The 17,431-nt window shown below is 65.8% G+C and carries 16 protein-coding genes and 4 tRNA genes; 11 read left to right on the top strand and 9 right to left on the bottom strand.

Annotation, left to right across the window (positions count from 1 at the left end; translation table 11 throughout):
- Nucleotides 1–43: 43 nt before the first annotated feature.
- Together ACIA8C_RS29500 and pgsA are read right to left on the bottom strand one after the other, a co-directional pair.
- Nucleotides 44–583 carry a CinA family protein gene (locus ACIA8C_RS29500; RefSeq protein WP_397140237.1) on the bottom strand — a complete coding sequence of 180 codons (540 nt, stop codon included), beginning with the start codon at nt 581–583 and terminating at the stop codon, nt 44–46.
- Nucleotides 580–1,239: a CDP-diacylglycerol--glycerol-3-phosphate 3-phosphatidyltransferase gene (pgsA, locus tag ACIA8C_RS29495; RefSeq protein WP_397140235.1), complete on the bottom strand. Its 660-nt coding sequence runs from the start codon at nt 1,237–1,239 to the stop codon at nt 580–582. Before pgsA ends, ACIA8C_RS29500 begins: the two co-directional genes overlap by 4 nt.
- 238 nt (nt 1,240–1,477) lie before the next feature.
- Here pgsA and ACIA8C_RS29490 point away from each other — a divergent pair, with 238 nt between their 5' ends.
- The 3 genes from ACIA8C_RS29490 (at nt 1,478) to ACIA8C_RS29480 (ending at nt 3,020) form a co-directional block, all read left to right on the top strand.
- A complete protein-coding gene (locus ACIA8C_RS29490; protein ID WP_397140233.1) occupies nt 1,478–2,044 on the top strand; it encodes an amino-acid N-acetyltransferase in 567 nt (188 codons plus the stop codon).
- An 18-nt stretch (nt 2,045–2,062) separates the two neighbouring features.
- A complete protein-coding gene (locus ACIA8C_RS29485) occupies nt 2,063–2,347 on the top strand; it encodes a YciI family protein (protein ID WP_397140231.1) in 285 nt (94 codons plus the stop codon).
- A gap of 148 nt (nt 2,348–2,495) precedes the next feature.
- The gene (locus tag ACIA8C_RS29480) at nt 2,496–3,020 is read left to right on the top strand and encodes a hypothetical protein (RefSeq protein WP_397140229.1); all 525 of its coding nucleotides are present in this window, start codon (nt 2,496–2,498) and stop codon (nt 3,018–3,020) included.
- Between the two features lie 15 nt (nt 3,021–3,035).
- Here the strand turns inward: ACIA8C_RS29480 and ACIA8C_RS29475 are convergent, their stop codons facing one another.
- Complete coding sequence (locus ACIA8C_RS29475) at nt 3,036–4,007, bottom strand: TerC family protein (RefSeq protein WP_397140227.1); 972 nt, start codon at nt 4,005–4,007, stop codon at nt 3,036–3,038.
- 133 nt (nt 4,008–4,140) lie between these two features.
- Here ACIA8C_RS29475 and ACIA8C_RS29470 point away from each other — a divergent pair, with 133 nt between their 5' ends.
- The 8 genes from ACIA8C_RS29470 (at nt 4,141) to ACIA8C_RS29435 (ending at nt 9,042) form a co-directional block, all read left to right on the top strand.
- A complete protein-coding gene (locus ACIA8C_RS29470) occupies nt 4,141–4,965 on the top strand; it encodes a class I SAM-dependent methyltransferase (RefSeq protein ID WP_397140225.1) in 825 nt (274 codons plus the stop codon).
- Between the two features lie 107 nt (nt 4,966–5,072).
- Nucleotides 5,073–5,690 (top strand): hypothetical protein, encoded by a 618-nt coding sequence (locus tag ACIA8C_RS29465; protein ID WP_397140223.1) that lies wholly within the window; start codon nt 5,073–5,075, stop codon nt 5,688–5,690.
- 269 nt (nt 5,691–5,959) lie between these two features.
- Nucleotides 5,960–6,032 (top strand) — tRNA-Trp (locus tag ACIA8C_RS29460).
- Between the two features lie 26 nt (nt 6,033–6,058).
- Nucleotides 6,059–6,140, top strand: a tRNA-Tyr gene (locus ACIA8C_RS29455).
- A 12-nt stretch (nt 6,141–6,152) separates the two neighbouring features.
- Nucleotides 6,153–6,224 (top strand) — tRNA-Arg (locus tag ACIA8C_RS29450).
- Between the two features lie 10 nt (nt 6,225–6,234).
- A tRNA-Leu gene (locus ACIA8C_RS29445) sits at nt 6,235–6,308 on the top strand.
- Nucleotides 6,309–7,148: 840 nt separating this feature from the next.
- A complete protein-coding gene (locus ACIA8C_RS29440) occupies nt 7,149–8,402 on the top strand; it encodes a sensor histidine kinase (RefSeq protein ID WP_397140221.1) in 1,254 nt (417 codons plus the stop codon).
- Nucleotides 8,380–9,042 carry a response regulator gene (locus ACIA8C_RS29435; protein ID WP_397140219.1) on the top strand — a complete coding sequence of 221 codons (663 nt, stop codon included), beginning with the start codon at nt 8,380–8,382 and terminating at the stop codon, nt 9,040–9,042. Before ACIA8C_RS29440 ends, ACIA8C_RS29435 begins: the two co-directional genes overlap by 23 nt.
- A 13-nt stretch (nt 9,043–9,055) precedes the next feature.
- Here the strand turns inward: ACIA8C_RS29435 and ACIA8C_RS29430 are convergent, their stop codons facing one another.
- From ACIA8C_RS29430 to ACIA8C_RS29405, 6 genes are all read right to left on the bottom strand, one after another.
- Complete coding sequence (locus ACIA8C_RS29430; RefSeq protein ID WP_397140217.1) at nt 9,056–10,225, bottom strand: MFS transporter; 1,170 nt, start codon at nt 10,223–10,225, stop codon at nt 9,056–9,058.
- Nucleotides 10,222–11,487, bottom strand: a complete 1,266-nt coding sequence (locus ACIA8C_RS29425; protein WP_397140215.1) for an amylo-alpha-1,6-glucosidase — start codon at nt 11,485–11,487, stop codon at nt 10,222–10,224. Before ACIA8C_RS29425 ends, ACIA8C_RS29430 begins: the two co-directional genes overlap by 4 nt.
- Before the next feature lie 6 nt (nt 11,488–11,493).
- Nucleotides 11,494–12,627 carry a zinc-binding dehydrogenase gene (locus ACIA8C_RS29420; protein ID WP_397140213.1) on the bottom strand — a complete coding sequence of 378 codons (1,134 nt, stop codon included), beginning with the start codon at nt 12,625–12,627 and terminating at the stop codon, nt 11,494–11,496.
- Nucleotides 12,628–12,676: 49 nt separating this feature from the next.
- Entirely contained in the window at nt 12,677–13,615 is a 939-nt protein-coding gene (locus ACIA8C_RS29415; protein WP_397140211.1) for a Gfo/Idh/MocA family protein, read from the bottom strand.
- Nucleotides 13,616–14,284: 669 nt separating this feature from the next.
- Complete coding sequence (locus ACIA8C_RS29410; protein ID WP_397140209.1) at nt 14,285–14,674, bottom strand: hypothetical protein; 390 nt, start codon at nt 14,672–14,674, stop codon at nt 14,285–14,287.
- A gap of 12 nt (nt 14,675–14,686) precedes the next feature.
- Nucleotides 14,687–17,260, bottom strand: a complete 2,574-nt coding sequence (locus ACIA8C_RS29405) for a DNA translocase FtsK (RefSeq protein WP_397140207.1) — start codon at nt 17,258–17,260, stop codon at nt 14,687–14,689.
- Nucleotides 17,261–17,431 lie beyond the last annotated feature (171 nt).

The following is a 17,431-nucleotide window of genomic DNA, read 5'->3' as shown; positions in this document are numbered from 1 at the left end:
CACAACGTCGGACATGGGCCGGTTGGTTCCCGCCCGGTACAAATCACTCACCTTGCCCGACCGGACTCGGGTCCGGCCGTCGTACACAGCGCAGCAACTCGCGCACCGCGATGTGCGTCGCACTGATCCTGATCGTCCACCGGTCCCCGAGGAGTTTCAACCGCATCACCTCGGTGTGCCCGGGCCCGGCCAGACCGAGGAAAACGGTGCCGACCGCATGTCCATCCTGCGCGTCGGGCCCGGCGACACCGGTCAGTGCTACGCCCCAGTCTGCCCCGCACTGGGTTCGCGCGCCGACCGCGAGCTGTTCGGCGGTGCTGGCGGCGACCGGACCTTCCGTATCCAGTACTTCGTCGCTGACGCCGCCGAGGCTGTGTTTGAGGTCTGTGGCGTACACCACGAGTCCGCCCCGCAGCACCGCGCTGGCGCCGGGCACACCGGCGATGGTGGCGGACAACAGCCCGGCGGTGAGGGATTCGGCGGTGGCGACGGTCTGGCCCGCCGCGGTCAGCGCGTGCACCAGGTCGGCGGCGGGCACATCCGCGATCAGCGGATCGATCGGCACCGAGGAGGTCGCCGTCATGCGCCCCGCGCTCGGCCCGGCCCGCCCGCGAACCACACCCGCATCGCCTGGCCGACATAGTCGAGACCGGTGATCACGGTGAGCGCGACGGCCACATACATCAGCACCATGCCCGCCGAGGCGAGCCAGCCGCCGAGTGGCAGCAGCAAAACCGCGATGGCGAGGGACTGCACAAGGGTTTTCAGCTTGCCGCCGCGTCCTGCGGGAATCACGCCGCGGCGCACCACGGCCAGGCGCAGCAGGGTGACGCCCACCTCGCGGCCGCAGATGACCAGGGTGATCCACCAGGCCAGGTCGCCGAGCACGGACAACCCGATCACCGCGGAACCGATCAGCGCCTTGTCCGCGATGGGATCGGCGAGCTTGCCGAAGTCGGTGACCAAACCATATTTGCGCGCGAGTTGCCCGTCGAAGCGATCGGTGATCGCGGCGATGCCGAACAGCGCGGCCGCGACGAGCCGCCACCCGGTCTCGTGCCCACCGTCGACGAACAGCGCCACCACGAACAAGGGGACCAGCGCGATCCGCAGCATGGTCAGGATGTTCGCGATATTCATCAGCGGCACGACGGGTTCGGCGTGCGGTGTGACCATGCCGGAGCGCACCGGACTGGCCGCGGACCAGCGTCGCTCTATCTCTTCGGGCTGTGCACTCACGCCTCCACCTCGCTGGCGCTCGGCTCCGGCATGAGCGCACAAGGCGGCTGCGACATTGCTCGCTCGCTGCGCTCGCTCACGTTCAACACCCCGGTCCTAACACAGCATGACAATGACCGGCGCCTGTCCGGCGCGCGTCATGCCGGACGCGCTGCCCGGCATTATGCGGTGAGCGGGACGACTGGATGTGTGGCACACGTTCAGCCTATCGGTAACCCACCCGACTACTCTGCACCCCATGAACTCTCGGGGACCACTAGGTGGTTCGACCAGCGACGCACATCCAGGCGTGCCGTTAGGCGCGCACAGCTCCGCACTGGTTGTCCGACGCGCGCGAACCTCCGACGTGCCCGAGATCAAACGCCTCGTCGACGTCTACGCCGGCCGGATACTGCTGGAAAAGAACCTGGTCACGCTGTATGAAGCGGTGCAGGAATTCTGGGTTGCCGAACTCGACGGCCGGGTGGTCGGCTGTGGTGCGCTGCATGTGTTGTGGGCCGATCTCGGCGAAGTGCGCACGGTCGCGGTGCATCCGGATGTCAAGGGCAGTGGCGTCGGCCGGATCGTGGTGGAGCGGTTGATCTCGGTGGCCCGCGAGCTGGAGCTGCGGCGGGTGTTCGTGCTGACGTTCGAGGTGGATTTCTTCGCGCGGCACGGTTTCGCGGAGATCGAGGGCACGCCGGTGACCGCCGAGGTGTTCGCGGAGATGTGCCGGTCTTACGACACCGGCGTCGCCGAGTTCCTCGACCTGAGCTACGTGAAGCCCAACACCCTCGGTAATACTCGGATGCTGCTCACTCTCTGACATAGGAAGCGATTCGACGTGCCGATCTTCGCCGTTCACTACACCTACTCCGAGGCCACGGTCGCGGGCCGGGACACCCATCGTCCCGAGCATCGCGGCTGGCTCGCCGATCAGCTCGCGGCGGGCGCGCTGCTGACCAGCGGACCGTACCCGGATGGGTCCGGCGCGCTGATCCTGTTCCAGGCCGAAGACGCCGCCGCGTTGCAGACGTTGCTCGCGGCGGACCCGTTCGCGAGGGAGCGGTTGATCGATGACGTTCGCGTCGTCGAATGGCTTCCGGTGCTCGGCGCTTTCGCGTCCTGAAACCTGCCACCCCACGCCCCGCTCGCCGGATCGGCGGGCGGGGCATCAGGCGGTTAGCCCGAGTAGTTAGTCGAAGTCAGCTAACTTGCGGCGACACACCGTGCGTGATACAGACATACCTCATACTCCACACGGCAGACTCGCGGCCATGCGCACATACGTAGCGGTTTTCGCGTCGACGGCTGCCACCGCTGGCCTGTTGTACGCGTACCTGGGTGCACCGGACAAAACGGACCCAGCAACCTCTTCCTCCGCCCGTCCGCTGACCCAGCCCGGCGTCGCCGACCCCGTGCTGTACCGCAACGCCGGCGGCTATTACTTCCAGACGGCGGACCGCCAGATCACCTGCGGCATCCTCGATGAGCCGACCGGCCAGCCCCGCCGCACCGCGGGTTGTCAGGGCGCGACCGGCCCCACGCCGCCGCACATGCGGAAATGCTGGGGCACCGCGCCGGCCGCCGCCGCGGTCGCGGTCGGCGAGGACGCCGGATATCTTTGCGTGAACCAGGGTTTCTACACCGGGCCGCAGGTCGCCGGACCGGTGCTGCCCGCCGGATCCACCCTGCGCGCGCACGGATTCACCTGCCGGGCCGAGACTTTCAGCGTCATCTGCAGCAACGACAACGACGGGCACGGGTTCGAGATCGCGCCGGACAGCAACCGGGTGTTCTAAGCGTTCGCGTCCCGCTCAGTCCGAGCGGGTGCGCAGCAGGCTGGCGACCGTCGCGATGAGCAAGATGCCGAGGATCACCCCCAGCGAGACCCCGGTGGAGATTTCCGGCACGCTGACCTGCTCGCCGCCATTGATGAACGGCAGGGTGTTCTCGTGCAGCGCGTGCAGCACCAGCTTCACGCCGATGAACGCGAGGATCGCCGACAGACCGTAGGACAGGTAGACCAGACGATCGAGGAGTCCACCGATCAGAAAGTACAACTGCCGTAAACCCATGAGCGCGAACGCGTTTGCGGTGAATACCAGGTATGGCTCGCTCGTCAGACCGTAGATCGCCGGGATCGAGTCCAGGGCGAACAGCAGGTCGGCGAAGCCGATCGCCAGCAACGCGAGCAGCAGCGGGGTCACCGTGCGACGTCCGTCGACGCGGGTGATCAGCTTGTCGCCGTCGTAGCTGTCGGTGGTCGGCAGTACCCGTTTGGCCAGCGCGACGATCCGGCTGTCGCGCTTTTCCTCATGCTCGGGTTCGTGCCCGCTTTCGCTGATCAGCTTGATCGCGGTGTAGACCAGGAACAGGCCGAAGAGATAGAACACCCAGCTGAACGCGCTGATCGCGGCCGCGCCGACGGCGATGAACACGCCGCGCATCACCAGCGCGATCACGATGCCGATCAGCAGCGCCTTCTGCTGGTACATCCTTGGCACCGCGAAGGTGGACATGATGATGAGGAAGATGAACAGGTTATCCACCGAGAGCGCCTTCTCGGTGACGAAGCCGGCGTAGTACTCCCCCGCGAAGGTCGAACCCCACCGCCAGGCGACGAAACCGCCGAAGGCCAGGGCGATTCCGATGTAGACGGCGGACCAGAAGCCGGATTCCCGGAAGGTTGGCTCGTGCGGGGTGCGCACGTGGGCGAAGAAGTCGAAGACGAACAAGCCGAGGATCACCGCGATGGTGATCACCCACTCGACAGCGGTTACCTGCATGCGGTGCGTCGATCGATAACGAAGGTCATGGCGTTCATCATGCCCGATTTGTCCGTTCTTGTCGGCTAGCGGAGTGGTTGCTGACCATAATTTCACATGCGCTCGCGGCGGCGTCCATGCCAGAGTGACCACCGTGACCGACGACTACCTCCACCTCAACAAGGCCAACTGGGACGAGCGCGCACCCGTGCACGCCGCATCGCGCGATTACGCGGTACACCGATTCCTCGCGGAACCGGACTTTCTCAGCGAGGTGGTGCGGTTCGATCGGCCGCTGCTCGGTGACATCAGCGGGCTACGCGGGGTGCACCTGCAATGCCACATCGGCACCGACACGCTCTCGCTGGCCCGGCTCGGCGCCACCATGACCGGGCTCGACTTCTCGCCCGCAGCATTGGCGCAGGCCCGATCACTGGCCGAAAAGACCGATACGCGCGTCGATTTCGTCGAGTCGGACGTCTATGACGCGGTATCCGCGCTCGGCGGTGCGCAATTCGACCTGGTGTACACCGGAATCGGTGCGCTGTGCTGGCTTCCGAGCGCCGACCGTTGGGCACGGACCGTCGCAGGCCTGCTGCGCCCCGGCGGACGGCTGTTCATTCGGGAGGGTCATCCGATGCTGTGGGCGACCGACGAAAATCACACGGACCGACTGGTTCTCGGCTACCCGTACTTCGAAATGCCGGAGCCGATGGTGTTTTCCGACGGCGGTACCTACGTCGACACCGACGCCGAGTTCGTGCAGACCACGACGCACGAATGGAATCACGGATTCGGCGACCTGGTGACCGCGCTGCTGAACGCGGGCCTGTCGATCACCGGGCTGACCGAGCATCGGAGCGTGCCGTGGAACGCGTTGCCCGGATTGATGACGCTCGGGGACGGCGGCGAGTGGCACCTCAGCGAGCATCCTGAGCGGTTGCCGCTCAGCTACACCTTGCAGGCGCGCAAGCACTGATCCCGCTCGTGCGGGGTCGCGACCTGGGGTGATGACGGCACGTGTGCGACGACACCGGCAACGGCGCGCCTAACCGAAAGCTTGCTGTCGCACGACAGAATGCCGTCATGAAAATCCGAGGAGCTCGTATCGCCATGCTGCCGTGCGCCCTCGCGCTGGCGTTGCTGGCCGGGTGTGGCAATGACGACAAGGGTTCGGCCACACCGACGTCCAGGACTTCGGTGCCCGGTTCTGTCCCGGCGAGCTCAACCGCCGCACCGACTCCGACGACGTCCTCGTCCGCGCCCACCGCGACGCGGCCGCCGGCGTCCGGCCCGGTCGATCCGGCCCAGTACCGGCAGCAGATGGGGTATTACTTCCAGTCGCCGAGCGGGTCCTTCCTGTGCGCGATCCTGGATCAGCCGATCGATGACAACGCTCAGGTCGGCTGTCAGGGACCCACCGCGCCCGCGCCCGCGGAGTTCAAGGACTGCTGGAGCAAGAATCCGCAGGCGAGTGCGCTTACCGTCGGCGCACACTCGGGGGCACGATGCTTGAACCAGGGTGTGTTCGTCGGCGCGCCGATCGACGGCGGTAGTCGCGGCGGCGGTCGGGTGTTGCCGTACGGCGGGGTGCTCACCGTCGGACCGTTCACCTGTGACTCCGCCGAGAAGGGGGTGACCTGCACGAACGACAGCACCGGCGCCGGATTCAAGATCGCGCGGGAAGGCAACCGAACCTTCTGACCCGAAAATTGGTTCCCATCCCGAAATTCGGATGTTAACGTCGGTACCACAGAAAGCACACCACTCAGGAAGGCGAAGACGATGACCGGGACCCAGCGGCGACAGTGGTCGCACAGCGGTGCCTGGCAGTCGTACGCCGACGCCGTGCTATCGACGGTCGCCTATCGACGGCTGACCGTCCGGAGCGGCCCCTGACCCGTGTCTTTCATAGACCCGAGCAAGGGGTCACTCCGTGGCAAAAGCCAAGGGGTGACCTCTTTTTCGTGTATACGGACGTAGCTCAACTGGAAGAGCAGCGACCTCCAAAGCCGCCGGTTGTGGGTTCGAGTCCCGCCGTCCGTGCCGCACAACTTCATAGCGACGAACACGGCAGTATGCCCGAGAGGCCGAAGGGGCCTGACTGTAAATCAGGTGTATTCACCACCGGAGGTTCGAATCCTCCTGCTGCCACCCGTGTTTCATATCCGTGTAGCTCAGTGGAAGAGCGGCACCCCCCGAAGGTGCAGGCCGGTGGTTCGACTCCACCCACGGATACGAAACCCGATCCCTCGTAGCCCAATCGGTAGAGGCACCGGACCTAGATTCCGGGAGGTGCGAGTTCGAATCTCGCCGAGGGAACAGACAACATCGATCTCAACCTCTTCGAGTGCGGCCAACACCACGGCCATGCCACGCAATCGCCCGAAATACCCCACCGCGTACGCCTCTTCGAGGAGCGGCAAGACCCTGGCCAGGACTACCCCGAGCCCGCAGCAGAGGGCAACAGGATCGTCGCCGCCCTCGCCCCGGACTCGGACAGGTCGCTCTGGTGGACGAGGAGGGTCACTATCCCCACGCCCAGTCCCCCGGCCGGGTTGCCGCGCTCATGGCCCCTTCCTCGACCGCCACACCACGCGTCGCGCCGGATGATCAGGCGATGAAGTCCTTTGAATGCGCGTTCTGTGGACGCACCATCGATAGCGCGAGCGCTGACCTTCGCGTCCTGCGGTGTCGGCCCCCAAGATGGGAGAGTTTCAAGAGCTCTTCGTGCACAGAACTTGTGGTGGCAGCGCTACGACCATCATTCCCGCTCAGCGAGGTCCTCGAACCCACAGCGGCAGAACAGAACTTGGCGAAGTAGCCATCGGTGCGGCGGCCGGTAACGACGGCCGCCCAATATGCCGCAACCGGCTTCGGCTGGCCGCGATACGAGAATTGGTTGGCCGCCGTCCGGCGCCGCCGCGCTGATCGACGTGTGGCAGGGACCCGATCAGGCGAATCCTGAACTGCGACTATCGGTCTCGGTGAGCACACCGGGGCGGGTGGGTGACTCCGCTCCGTCAACTCCCGGCAGGTGCGCCTTCCGGTGAAACCGGTTCAATAGCAATGCCGCTGGGTCAACCGTGGTGGTAGTCGGACGCGCACCTTCGGCCGATGACTAGTCGGCCCATGCCGGAATATGGTGAGTAGGTGTGGTCGGTGGCAGTATCGAGACGGCGGCTCGCTGCGGCGCTGCCGCCGATCTGCGACATCGGCGGGCCATTGGTTTTCACTGCGGCCGTGATGCTAGCAGCCCATACCAACTACGCTACCGGACCCAAGCAGCTCGATCTGCTGGGCATTGTGCTGATTGTCGCCTCGAATTTTCCTGTGGTGCTACGGAATCGGGCTCCGTTAGCGACGTTCACGGTGTGTTGTGCCGGCTTGGCCGCGTTCGCGGCGGCAGGCTATTGGGAAGCGTTGAACGGCATCGGGTCGCTCCTGGCGCTGTACACGGTCGCTGGACGGTACCCGCCGAGTAGATCTGTCCCAGCGGCCGTGCTGCACTCGATCATTCAGGTCTTCGCCGCGCTGATCACCGGCGGGGCGGCGCTGTGGATGATTCTGATACTGGCACCGCAGTTCAGCTTGACCGCATGGACGCTGGGCAACCTCACGCGAGTGCTCGCAGCCCGCAATGCGGAGCTTGCGGCGCTAACCGAACGACTGGACCGGGATCGGACCGCGCGGGCCCGCCGCGCGGTCGTCGAGGAGCGCGTCCGCTTGGCGCGCGAGCTGCATGACGTTGTGGCTCACCACATGTCGGCGATATCGATCCAGGCAGGGCTGGCCCGCTATGTCTTTCGCAGCGATCCCGACACCGCCTATACGGCGGTCCGGGCCATCGGCGATGCCAGCGGCAGGGCGCTGGAAGACATGCGGCGGTTGCTGACCCTGCTCCGCCTCGATCCCGAGCATTCACCGGACGCGCAGCTGCTCGACGGCGGTCTCGATCAACTCCATGAGCTCGTCGAGCGAGTCTCCGCGGCCGGCGTCCCGAGCACCCTGGCGGTCACCGGGAAAGCGTGTCGGCTACCGCCGGGCGCCGAGCTGTGTATCTATCGAATCGTTCAGGAGTCGCTTACCAACGTGCTCAAACATGCGGGCGATGCCCGTGCCACCGTGATCGTGGACTACGGCGAGTCCGAAACCGCGGTCCAGGTGATCGACGACGGCATGGGCCCCGTGCGTACCAGGACCGCGACGGCCGAAGGACATGGGTTGATCGGGATGCGGGAACGAGCGAAGCTCTATGGCGGTACGCTAACGGCAGGTGCTCTGGCGCAGAAGGGATTTCGTGTCATGCTGACCCTGCCGATGACTGCGGAGACAGTGCCTGATGAGCCGCGTCCCGCACAGGGCATTCCGCGCGCGGGCGACGGACAGCCGGATGATCAACGTTCTGGTTGTTGACGACCAGCCACTAGTCCGAGGTGGGCTCGCCGCGTTGATTCGCACCAGCCCCGAGCTCGACGTGGTCGGCGAGGCCGCCACGGGTGACGAGGCGGTCGCCCTGGCCGCGACCCACCGGCCGGATGTGATTCTGATGGATATCCGGATGCCCGGCACAGACGGGATCACCGCCACGGAACGGATACTCGCGACCGGGAACCCACCGCCACGGGTGCTCATCTTGACCACCTACGACCTCGATGAATACGTTTACACCGCGTTGCGAATCGGAGCGTCCGGGTTCTTACTCAAAGATGCCTCGCCCGAACAAGTCCTGGCCGCCATCCACGCCGCCGCCACCGGTGACATCCTCATCGCGCCGACCGTGACTCGCCGCTTGATCGAGGAATTCGCGGGCAGCACCACCTCGCACGACAAACCACACCCGGACCTCGACATACTGACCGCCCGCGAGATAGAAGTGCTCAGATTGGTCGGTACCGGGATAACGAACACCGAAATCGCCGCCCGGCTGTTCCTGAGCAGCGGCACCGTCAAGACTCATCTCTACCGTGTCATGAATAAGCTAGGCCTGTCCAGCCGCGCCCAAGCCGTCGTCACCGCCTATGAATCCGGCTTGGTCACACCGGGCCGCGCCTGATGCCGACTGGACGTCAACGGGCAATGGTGTGCCCGCTCGGTTTGGGTCGCCGGCTGCCGGCGAGCAGTACAGCGGCCACGCAGACCATGAGCACAGTGACCGAGAAACCGCGCCACACACCCCACTGATCGGCGAGTGCACCGAGACCGAGCGGAGCCGACCCGATCGCCAAACCGACCAGTAGTTGGCTGCGTGCGGCCGCGCGATCGGTCTGGCCTTCTGCGGCCGCGACCGCGAGTGCCAGCGACAGCGGAAACAAGTTGGCCAGCCCGAGGCCGGCCGCCGACAGCGAAACCAGCGCGAACCATGGTGTGCTGGCAAGCCAAATGCCGAGCACGCCAAGGCCGGTGAGCGCCAGTGAGCCGACGAGCAGCCACCATTCCCGGCCCGACCGACGAGTGAGTCCGCTACCGGCCACCCGGCCGATCAGTTCCCCCACGTAGAACAGCGCCATCGCGGTGGCCGCCTCGACCGTGCTTATCCCGGTAGTGACGGGCAACAGTTGGGCACCGTAGAAAACGACACAAAACTCCACTCCCACAACGACACTGACCAGAATGCAGCGCAGCACGCACAGTCGTGGCAGTTTTGCCGCGATGCCGGTGGCTTGCTTCGTGTCGGCGCGCGCCGCCAACCGCTGGCTGCCGAACAGCATTCGCAGCGCCCCGAATGCCAGCACCGGCAACAACATTGCCGCCCGCCAGCCCAGCGGCCCGTGCGCCAGCCAGCCCAATGCCAGCGGCGCCAGCACCGCCGCGGCACTGGCGATGGTGTTGGCTTCGACCAGTGCCCGGTCTCGGTGGATGCCATGCTGGTCGGACAGCATCGCGAAGGTAGTTGTCTGCACCAGTGCACCTGCCGTCCCGAGTACCACCGCGGCAGACACGGTCACCGCGACCGTGTGCCCAGCCACGAACATCAGCGCACCAACGGCGGCGCCCACCGACGACAGCCAGAAGAGTTGATGGCGGCCCACATGCGCGGCCAGCCGGTGGTAGATGAGCCCGGTCACCACAGTGCCTGCCGCCCATGCCGTTGTGTGCAGGCTGACCATGGCGAAGGAAAATCCGAGCTCGGTCCGCAGCAGCGCGAGCAGTGGTCCGAGGGCATAGAGGCAGTAGGCGAAGGTGCCGAGCGCGGCGTAGCCGAGCACCGTGCCACGGTCACGGTGAAATGCCGTCATGCCGCGAGCATGTCGTGTACCAGCGAGCTCCAGCCGAACATCTGAGCTCCGTGTCCGGTTGCCGTCAGCGGGCCGTAGCACTCGCGCATTCCGGATTGCGCGGCCATTCTCGCCGTCCGCGATGCCAGTTCGGCAGCGATGTCGTTCCTGCCGTGCACGCGCAAGCCTCGGTGCAGGTACCAGTTCAGATTGACCCAACTCGAACCACGGAAGATCGCGCCGGTGGCGAAATCCGCGTCGAAGGACGGCTCGCTGGCCGCGACACTTGGCACGGGGTGGGGTAGCCAGAATTCGTTCTCGTCCAGCAGATGTGCCACCAGCCTGGTGGCGACCGGGCCGGGCAGGTCGGGCAGCACCAACGGGAAAAGGCTTGACGCCGTGAGCACCTTCGCCGGATCGCCCGTGAGAGCATCGATGTCCCAGAAGACGCCGCGCCGCTCATCCCAGCAGGTGTGCAATAGTGAACGCAGCACCTGGTCGGCGCGCCGCCTGAACCGCTGCCCATGGTCACCGGCGAGCTGGGCCAAGCAGCGCAATCCGTCGGCATAGATAGTGTTGACCAGTACATCGATCCACGCGAACCGACGGTGCCCGATCAGGTTCTGATCGGGCGTACGTACCGCCGGATAGCCGCTGATCAGCTCGCGCATGGCCTGGTGCCAGTCCTGGCCGGCCCGCGATGACGTCGTCGAAAGTCCTAGTGCACCATCGTATTTAGGGCTGCTGTCGAGGCCGGACTCGTCGGGCTGAAAGATCACGAGCAGCCCGTCGGGACCGGCTCGTCGCTCGGCCAGCCAGTCGAACAGCGCTACGACCGCGGGGAGCACCGAGGCCAGCCACCGCTCGTTACCTCGCTCGCTCGCGCCCGCGGCGTGGACCCGGTGTACCGCCCGGGCCAATACGGGCGGGGCTATCGTCGGTGTCCGCCACCTGCCCCACAGCGCGATCCGGAAGTCAGCGACGGCCCGCTCCCGCAAATCGTCCTGCCACAACAGCATGTGTGGCAGAAACCCGCCACGATCGGCGCCACGCAGCAACGATGTGATCTCGCTTCGTGCCCGCTCCGTATCCACCTGGGTCAGTGCGATCGCATGAAAGCAACTGTCCCAGTTCCATTGGAACGGATAGCTTTCCGGGGACGGGCAGGTGTAGTCGTAGTCGAGCGCCAGCTCCGACGAGCGCCCCTGCCTGCGGTTGCCCGCCAGCACGGATATGGCGGCCGACCGGGCCGACTCGGCGATGTCTGTGGTGAATGTGCTCATGTCAGCCTATGAAGCCTTGTCGGTTGATGTCGATAGCGCGTCCGCCAGCCGCAGTTCCTTGGCCATCAAGCGATGGTCGAACAGGACCGAGGTCTTCAAGCCTCCGGCTGCGCCGTAGTTCGCGAACGCGTCGTCGACATCGGCGACATCGGTAGACAGCACGGTCCGGGTGATCAGCGAATCGACGTCGACGACCCCGTCGTTGACCAAGGCCAGTGCGATCCGTGCGACATGCGCCGAGCGGCTCATGGGGAACAACCGCACATCGAACGGTGTCGCCTGCATCCGTAATCCTTTGGCGAGCAATAGCCAAGTGCTGATCGGCTGCGGAACCGCCGTCGCCCCATAGAGGACATACGTGCCGCCGGGGCGGAGCAATCCCATGGCTAGTTGCCGTACATCTTCTACGGGCCCGACAGCCGCGACATGTGGGAGCGCATCGAGGACGTAGTCGGCGTAGTGGTCGTGGTGCCGGCGGACGAAATCGGCGAGCTCACCGGATTGACAGACAACGTTGAAGCCGAGTTCGGCACCCATCCGTTCGGCCATGCTGATTCGTCGGGGATCCTTGTCCAGCACGATGATTCGGCCCGCGCCAAGCAGCCGATGCAGCACCTGCACGGCCAGCAGCGCGCTGGGGCCGCAGCCGAGGACCACGCAGACATCGCCGGGCTTGGGCGGGTTGACCAGCAGGCAGCGCAGGACTGAGGTCAGTGGCTCGATAAGGGTCGCGATTCTAGAGGGCAAGCGATCAGGGACGACCACCGCGGCAGCCTGGTCGGCGTCGTAGAAGTTGCGCTCGGTGTACCAGGAGGTTTCACCGCCCTGGTTGGGCAGTAGCGGCCGGATCGTACGGTACTCGGCAAGACCGCCGAAGTCGGACTGACCCCAATAGACGAGCCGGTCGCCGATCTCGACGCGACGCACACGGTTGCCGACATGTACTGCGCGACCGACGTATTCGTGGCCGGGCACGATCGGCCACGCGGGCGGGCTCAGATGCGCGCGATAGTAGGACACATCGGTCGAGCAGATGGTGACCGCTTCGGTGCGGAGCAGGACCTCGTCGGGGCCACAGTTCGGTATGGGCAGCTCGGCAGGTTCGATGACACCAGGTGCCATCATGGTGTAGGCATGCATGATTTCTCCAGAAATGTCTGACGGCCGCATTTGTCGGCGCGAGAGGGTGTTACGTGGTGGCTACGGCCCGTATCCGGTCCAGCGTCCTGGCCACGGCCAGTGACTCGTCCAGGGTGACGAGGTAGGCGTCCTCGCCTCGTACCGCGGCCGAAACCTGTTCGACCATCAACAGATACGGATTGATCGCAGGGAATTCGACACGACCCCCAGGTGTCATCAAGCTGCACGGCGAGGCGCCTGCGGTGAAAGCGGGCTGTTGCAGCTCGACTCTGCCGACCGCACCGTGGACCACGAAGTGTTCGGTCAACTCGCCGGTAAGGCCGGCTCGCACCGTCGCGGTACCGCTGGGAAAGGCCAACTCGGCGATGGTGAGCACGTCGGTGCCACGCGGCGTCAATTGACTGTGCGCCGTGAGCGAAATCGGTTGCCGCCAACTGAAAGCCAGCAGCACGGCGGCAACGGCGTAACAACCCACGTCATACAGCGCTCCGCCGCCCATTGTGGGATCGTCCCGGTAACCCCCGACCGGTGGCACTACGCCGAGGAACGAGGCCGACGCAGAACGGATTTCACCCAATTCGCCGCTTCCGATGGCTCGTTCCAACGAGCGGGTGCGTGGATGCCAGCGATTCCAAGACGCCTCGACCAGCAGGCGATTCGCGGCACGCGCCGTCGTGATCATCTGCTCGACCTCGTCGGCGTGTAGACCGAGTGGCTTCTCGCACACCACATGCTTGCCCGCGTTCAGTGCGCGCAGCGTCCAGGTGAGGTGACCGCTGTTATGCAGCGCCACATAGACGATGTCGACATCGGGATCCTCGACGAGAGTCGCGTAGTCCCGATGGATGCGGTGGGGATCCAGTAGTTCGGCTCGACGGTGATCACGGGAGGCGACCGCGTGCAGCCGCGCGGTCGGCTCGTCGTGTACCGCAGGTGCCAGTGCGGTCCGGGCGATTCCGCCCGCACCGAGAAACCCCCAGCTGACCATGCTATTTATTGCGTTGGACACTCTTCCCCCCTGCCCCGCCGAGAGTGTCGTCAGTCTTGACTGATCATCGATCTCGGTGGTGAATTCATAAGAACCTCGAACCATGGGGTTCGAGGCCGTCCCGAGCCCCGCGGTCCAGCCTTGCAGCGGCTCGTACGCTGCGCAACCGGCAGAAATCGGGGCTCCGTGCCTTATCGGGCCACCCTGAAAATTACGCGATCAGACGCGATAGGAAATCAGCCGAGCGTCGTGCATCGGTGAAACCAACTCGGTAGCAAGGCATTCTGGTCAACCACGGCCTCAAGCGAAGCACGACCGCCGGATAGCACTCGAGCTCGTTATGCCTGATGTATTGATCAGTCGAGTCCCATTACCGTGCGCAGGCTGAAGCCGCCGACAGGGTTCGAAGATCATTGGGGCAGAGAGCGTCTCCGGTAGCTCAGCGCAGACAGTGCCTACGAAGCAGGCGGTCGAAGGTTCAAATCCTTTCGGGCACAGCAACCTTGCGGACCGCCAATGGCTAACCGAGCAGGTCCCGGACGGCGGGCGCCCACCCGTGCAGCACCGCGATTTCAAACCAGATCCACAGTGCGACAGGGCCTCCTGAAGCCAGCGCCACGTCGGCTCGGTCGCTCCGCCGAAAGACACGCAGTAGCGAGTGCGGGGACATCACACGGCCTGCAGCGGGCCCGCGAACGACTTACGCAGCGAGGACGGCCCGACCAGCGGCAGCAACAACGCCAAGAGCTTGCCTTTGAACGCCTGCGGGGTCCGTGTCAGCTCGACCTCCACCCGGCTGCCGCTCGGCTCGGGTGTGGCGCGGAACACCCAGCCGCCGCCCGCGCCGAACAGCTTCGAATTCAGCGTCGTGACGGTGACGGTGGTACCGGCCGGACCCGACTGGTAGCTCGCCGCCCTGACCGTGCTGGCCGACGCGGCCGCCGATCGGCCGCTGCTGGTCGTCGCCGAAGACGCGCACTGGCTCGATCCCGCAAGCGCCGAAGTGTCCGCCTTCCTGGCCCGCCGCATCGATGCCGAACCGCTTGTGCTCGTCGCCACGCTGGCTGATTCCTAGTCGGACTCCTCCGGAGGTGGCTCGTCACCACCGCCGCGGATGGTCCACAGCAAACCATCCAGCTCGTCGGGCTTGATGAGGACGTCGCGGGCCTTGGAGCCCTCGCTGGGGCCGACGACGCCGCGGGTTTCCATCAGGTCCATCAGGCGGCCCGCTTTGGCGAAGCCGACGCGGAGTTTGCGTTGCAGCATCGAGGTGGAGCCGAATTGGGAGGTGACGACGAGTTCGACGGCTTGGATGAAGACGTCGAGGTCGTCGCCGATGTCGGGGTCGACGTCTTTTTTCTCGCCCTGCTTGGCTGCGGTGACGCCCTCTTGGTATTCGGGCTCGGCCTGGTTCTTGGCGAAGTCGACGACGGCGTGGATTTCCTCGTCGCTGATGAACGCGCCCTGCAGGCGGGTGGGCTTGTTCGCGCCCATCGGCAGGAAGAGGCCATCGCCCATGCCGATCAGCTTCTCGGCGCCGGGCTGGTCCAGGATGACGCGCGAGTCGGTCAATGACGACGTGGCGAAGGCCAATCGGGACGGCACGTTGGTCTTGATCAGACCGGTGACCACGTCGACCGACGGGCGCTGGGTGGCCAGCACCAGGTGAATGCCTGCGGCGCGGGCCTTTTGGGTGATCCGCACGATCGCGTCCTCGACGTCGCGGGGCGCGGTCATCATCAGGTCGGCGAGCTCGTCGACGATGGCGAGGATGTACGGGTAGGGCCGGTACACCCGCTCGCTGCCAAGCGGCGCGGTGATCGCGCCGGACTTGACCTTCTTGTTGAAGTCGTCGATGTGGCGAACCTTGTTGGCCTGCATGTCCTGATAGCGCTGCTCCATCTCCTCCACCAGCCAGGTCAGCGCGGCGGCCGCCTTCTTCGGCTGGGTGATGATGGGCGTGATCAGATGCGGAATGCCCTCGTACGGGGTGAGTTCCACCATCTTGGGGTCGATCAGGATCATCCTGACCTCGTCCGGTGTGGCCCGGTGCAGCAGCGAGACCAGCATCGAGTTCACGAAACTCGACTTACCCGAGCCGGTGGAACCGGCGACGAGCAGGTGCGGCATCTTGGCCAGGTTCGCGGCGAGGTAATCGCCCTCGATGTTCTTGCCGAGCCCGATCACCAACGGATGATGGTCATTTCGGGTCGACGGCGCTTTGAGCACGTCGGCGAGCCGGACCAGCTCACGGTCGGAGTTGGGCACCTCGATGCCGACGGCGGACTTGCCGGGGATCGGGGCGAGCAGGCGGACATTCTCGGTGGCAACGGCATACGCGATATTGCGGGCCAGCGCGGTGATCTTCTCGACCTTCACGCCGGGTCCGAGCTCCACCTCGTAGCGGGTGACCGTTGGACCGCGCACGAAACCGGTGACGGCGGCGTCGATCTTGAACTGCACCAGCACCTCGGTGATCGCCTCGATCATCGATTCATTGGCGGCACTGCGCTTCTTGGGCGGATCGCCGTCGGTCAGCAGCGACATCGGCGGCAGGATGTAGTCGCCCTCGACCTCCCGGTCCGCGACGAATTCGAGCTGCTTCGGCGGCGGCGGGGTCTGGTCCTCGACCTTCACGACCGGGCGCTGCTTCTTCGGTTTCGGCTTGGCGGCAGGCTCTTCCGTCGCGATCGGCTTGGCGTCCTGCAACGGCGGCTCGCCGATCACCTCGGTCACCGCGTCGGGATCGCCGAATTCGTCGGCCGGGTAGTTCTCCACCGGGGTGCGGCCGCGGCGCTTGGCCTTGGCGGAATGCAGCGGGAACCCGTCGGCGTCGTATTTGGCCGGGTCGTACCCGAATTCGCCGTCGTACTCACCGTATTCGTCGCCACCGCTGCCGGTGCCGAAGTACTCGCGCAGCCTGGCAGGCACCTCGCGCACCGTGGTTCCGGTCAGCAACAGCACACCGAAGACGATGGCCAGCAACAGAATTGGCACCGAGAGCCAGGCGGTGAGGCCATTGGTGAGCGGCCCACCGACCACGAAGCCGACGAAACCCGCGGCGCGCGAACGCCCGTGCGGATCGGTCGGCGCCCCGGCGATGACGTGCCACAGTCCGAGAATCGGCAGCCCGACCAGCAGGCCGCCGAGCACCAGCCGCGGCCGGATCTCCGGATGCGCCTCGGTCCGCATGAGAATGACCGCGATCGCGGTGGCCACGAACGGCAGCCCGGCCGACGCCGAACCGGCCACCGCACGAATGGCTTCGCCCACCCAGTGCCCCACCGGACCGCCCGCCGACAACCACACCGCCGCCGCGATCACCGCGCTCAACGCGATCAGCGCCAGCGCGATGCCATCCCGGCGATGGCCGTGCTCGATCTCGCCCGCCTTGCTCAGGGTCCGGGTGGTGGCGCCTAGGCCGCGCGCGAGCATGTTCCAGCCGCCGCTGATGCCGCGGGTCAGCACCGCGAGCGGCGCGGTGTTCGACTTGCGTTGAACCGGCCTGCGAGCGGGCGGGCGACGCCCACGCGGGGTCGCCGTGGTGCGGGGCGTGGCCGCGCGGGACCGAGCCGCCGTGGTCCTCCCCCGCGCCGATCCCGCCCGCGCCCGAGTAGTCGTGGTGCTGCGGGACTTACCTGCCATGGACCCAGGCTAGCCGCAAACGCCCCTCCCAGACCATCCGCAACACTGGTGCTGTTCCGCCACTCCGGGAATTCAGGCCAGACTCAGGTGCGGAAACAGTGTCGTCGGCGGCCGAGTGTGATCAAGAAGGCAAGTTACCCGGTACCCGGCGAGTTACCCATGTTCTTACGA

Origin of the sequence: Nocardia sp. NPDC051321 (genome assembly GCF_044455225.1) — a bacterium.
Taxonomy (GTDB): domain Bacteria; phylum Actinomycetota; class Actinomycetes; order Mycobacteriales; family Mycobacteriaceae; genus Nocardia.
Note: the sequence above shows the minus strand (reverse complement) of the source record. Positions and strands in the feature narration are given on the sequence as shown.

Coding starts and splice junctions, on each gene's coding strand:
- ACIA8C_RS29490 (WP_397140233.1), top strand. CDS start 1,478: ATGAACTCTCGGGGACCACTAGGTGGTTCGACCAGCGACGCACATCCA.
- ACIA8C_RS29415 (WP_397140211.1), bottom strand. CDS start 13,615: ATGGTCAGCTGGGGGTTTCTCGGTGCGGGCGGAATCGCCCGGACCGCA.
- ACIA8C_RS29420 (WP_397140213.1), bottom strand. CDS start 12,627: ATGCATGCCTACACCATGATGGCACCTGGTGTCATCGAACCTGCCGAG.
- ACIA8C_RS29465 (WP_397140223.1), top strand. CDS start 5,073: ATGAAAATCCGAGGAGCTCGTATCGCCATGCTGCCGTGCGCCCTCGCG.
- ACIA8C_RS29480 (WP_397140229.1), top strand. CDS start 2,496: ATGCGCACATACGTAGCGGTTTTCGCGTCGACGGCTGCCACCGCTGGC.
- ACIA8C_RS29425 (WP_397140215.1), bottom strand. CDS start 11,487: ATGAGCACATTCACCACAGACATCGCCGAGTCGGCCCGGTCGGCCGCC.
- ACIA8C_RS29405 (WP_397140207.1), bottom strand. CDS start 17,260: ATGGCAGGTAAGTCCCGCAGCACCACGACTACTCGGGCGCGGGCGGGA.
- ACIA8C_RS29435 (WP_397140219.1), top strand. CDS start 8,380: ATGATCAACGTTCTGGTTGTTGACGACCAGCCACTAGTCCGAGGTGGG.
- ACIA8C_RS29475 (WP_397140227.1), bottom strand. CDS start 4,007: ATGCAGGTAACCGCTGTCGAGTGGGTGATCACCATCGCGGTGATCCTC.
- ACIA8C_RS29430 (WP_397140217.1), bottom strand. CDS start 10,225: ATGACGGCATTTCACCGTGACCGTGGCACGGTGCTCGGCTACGCCGCG.
- ACIA8C_RS29500 (WP_397140237.1), bottom strand. CDS start 583: ATGACGGCGACCTCCTCGGTGCCGATCGATCCGCTGATCGCGGATGTG.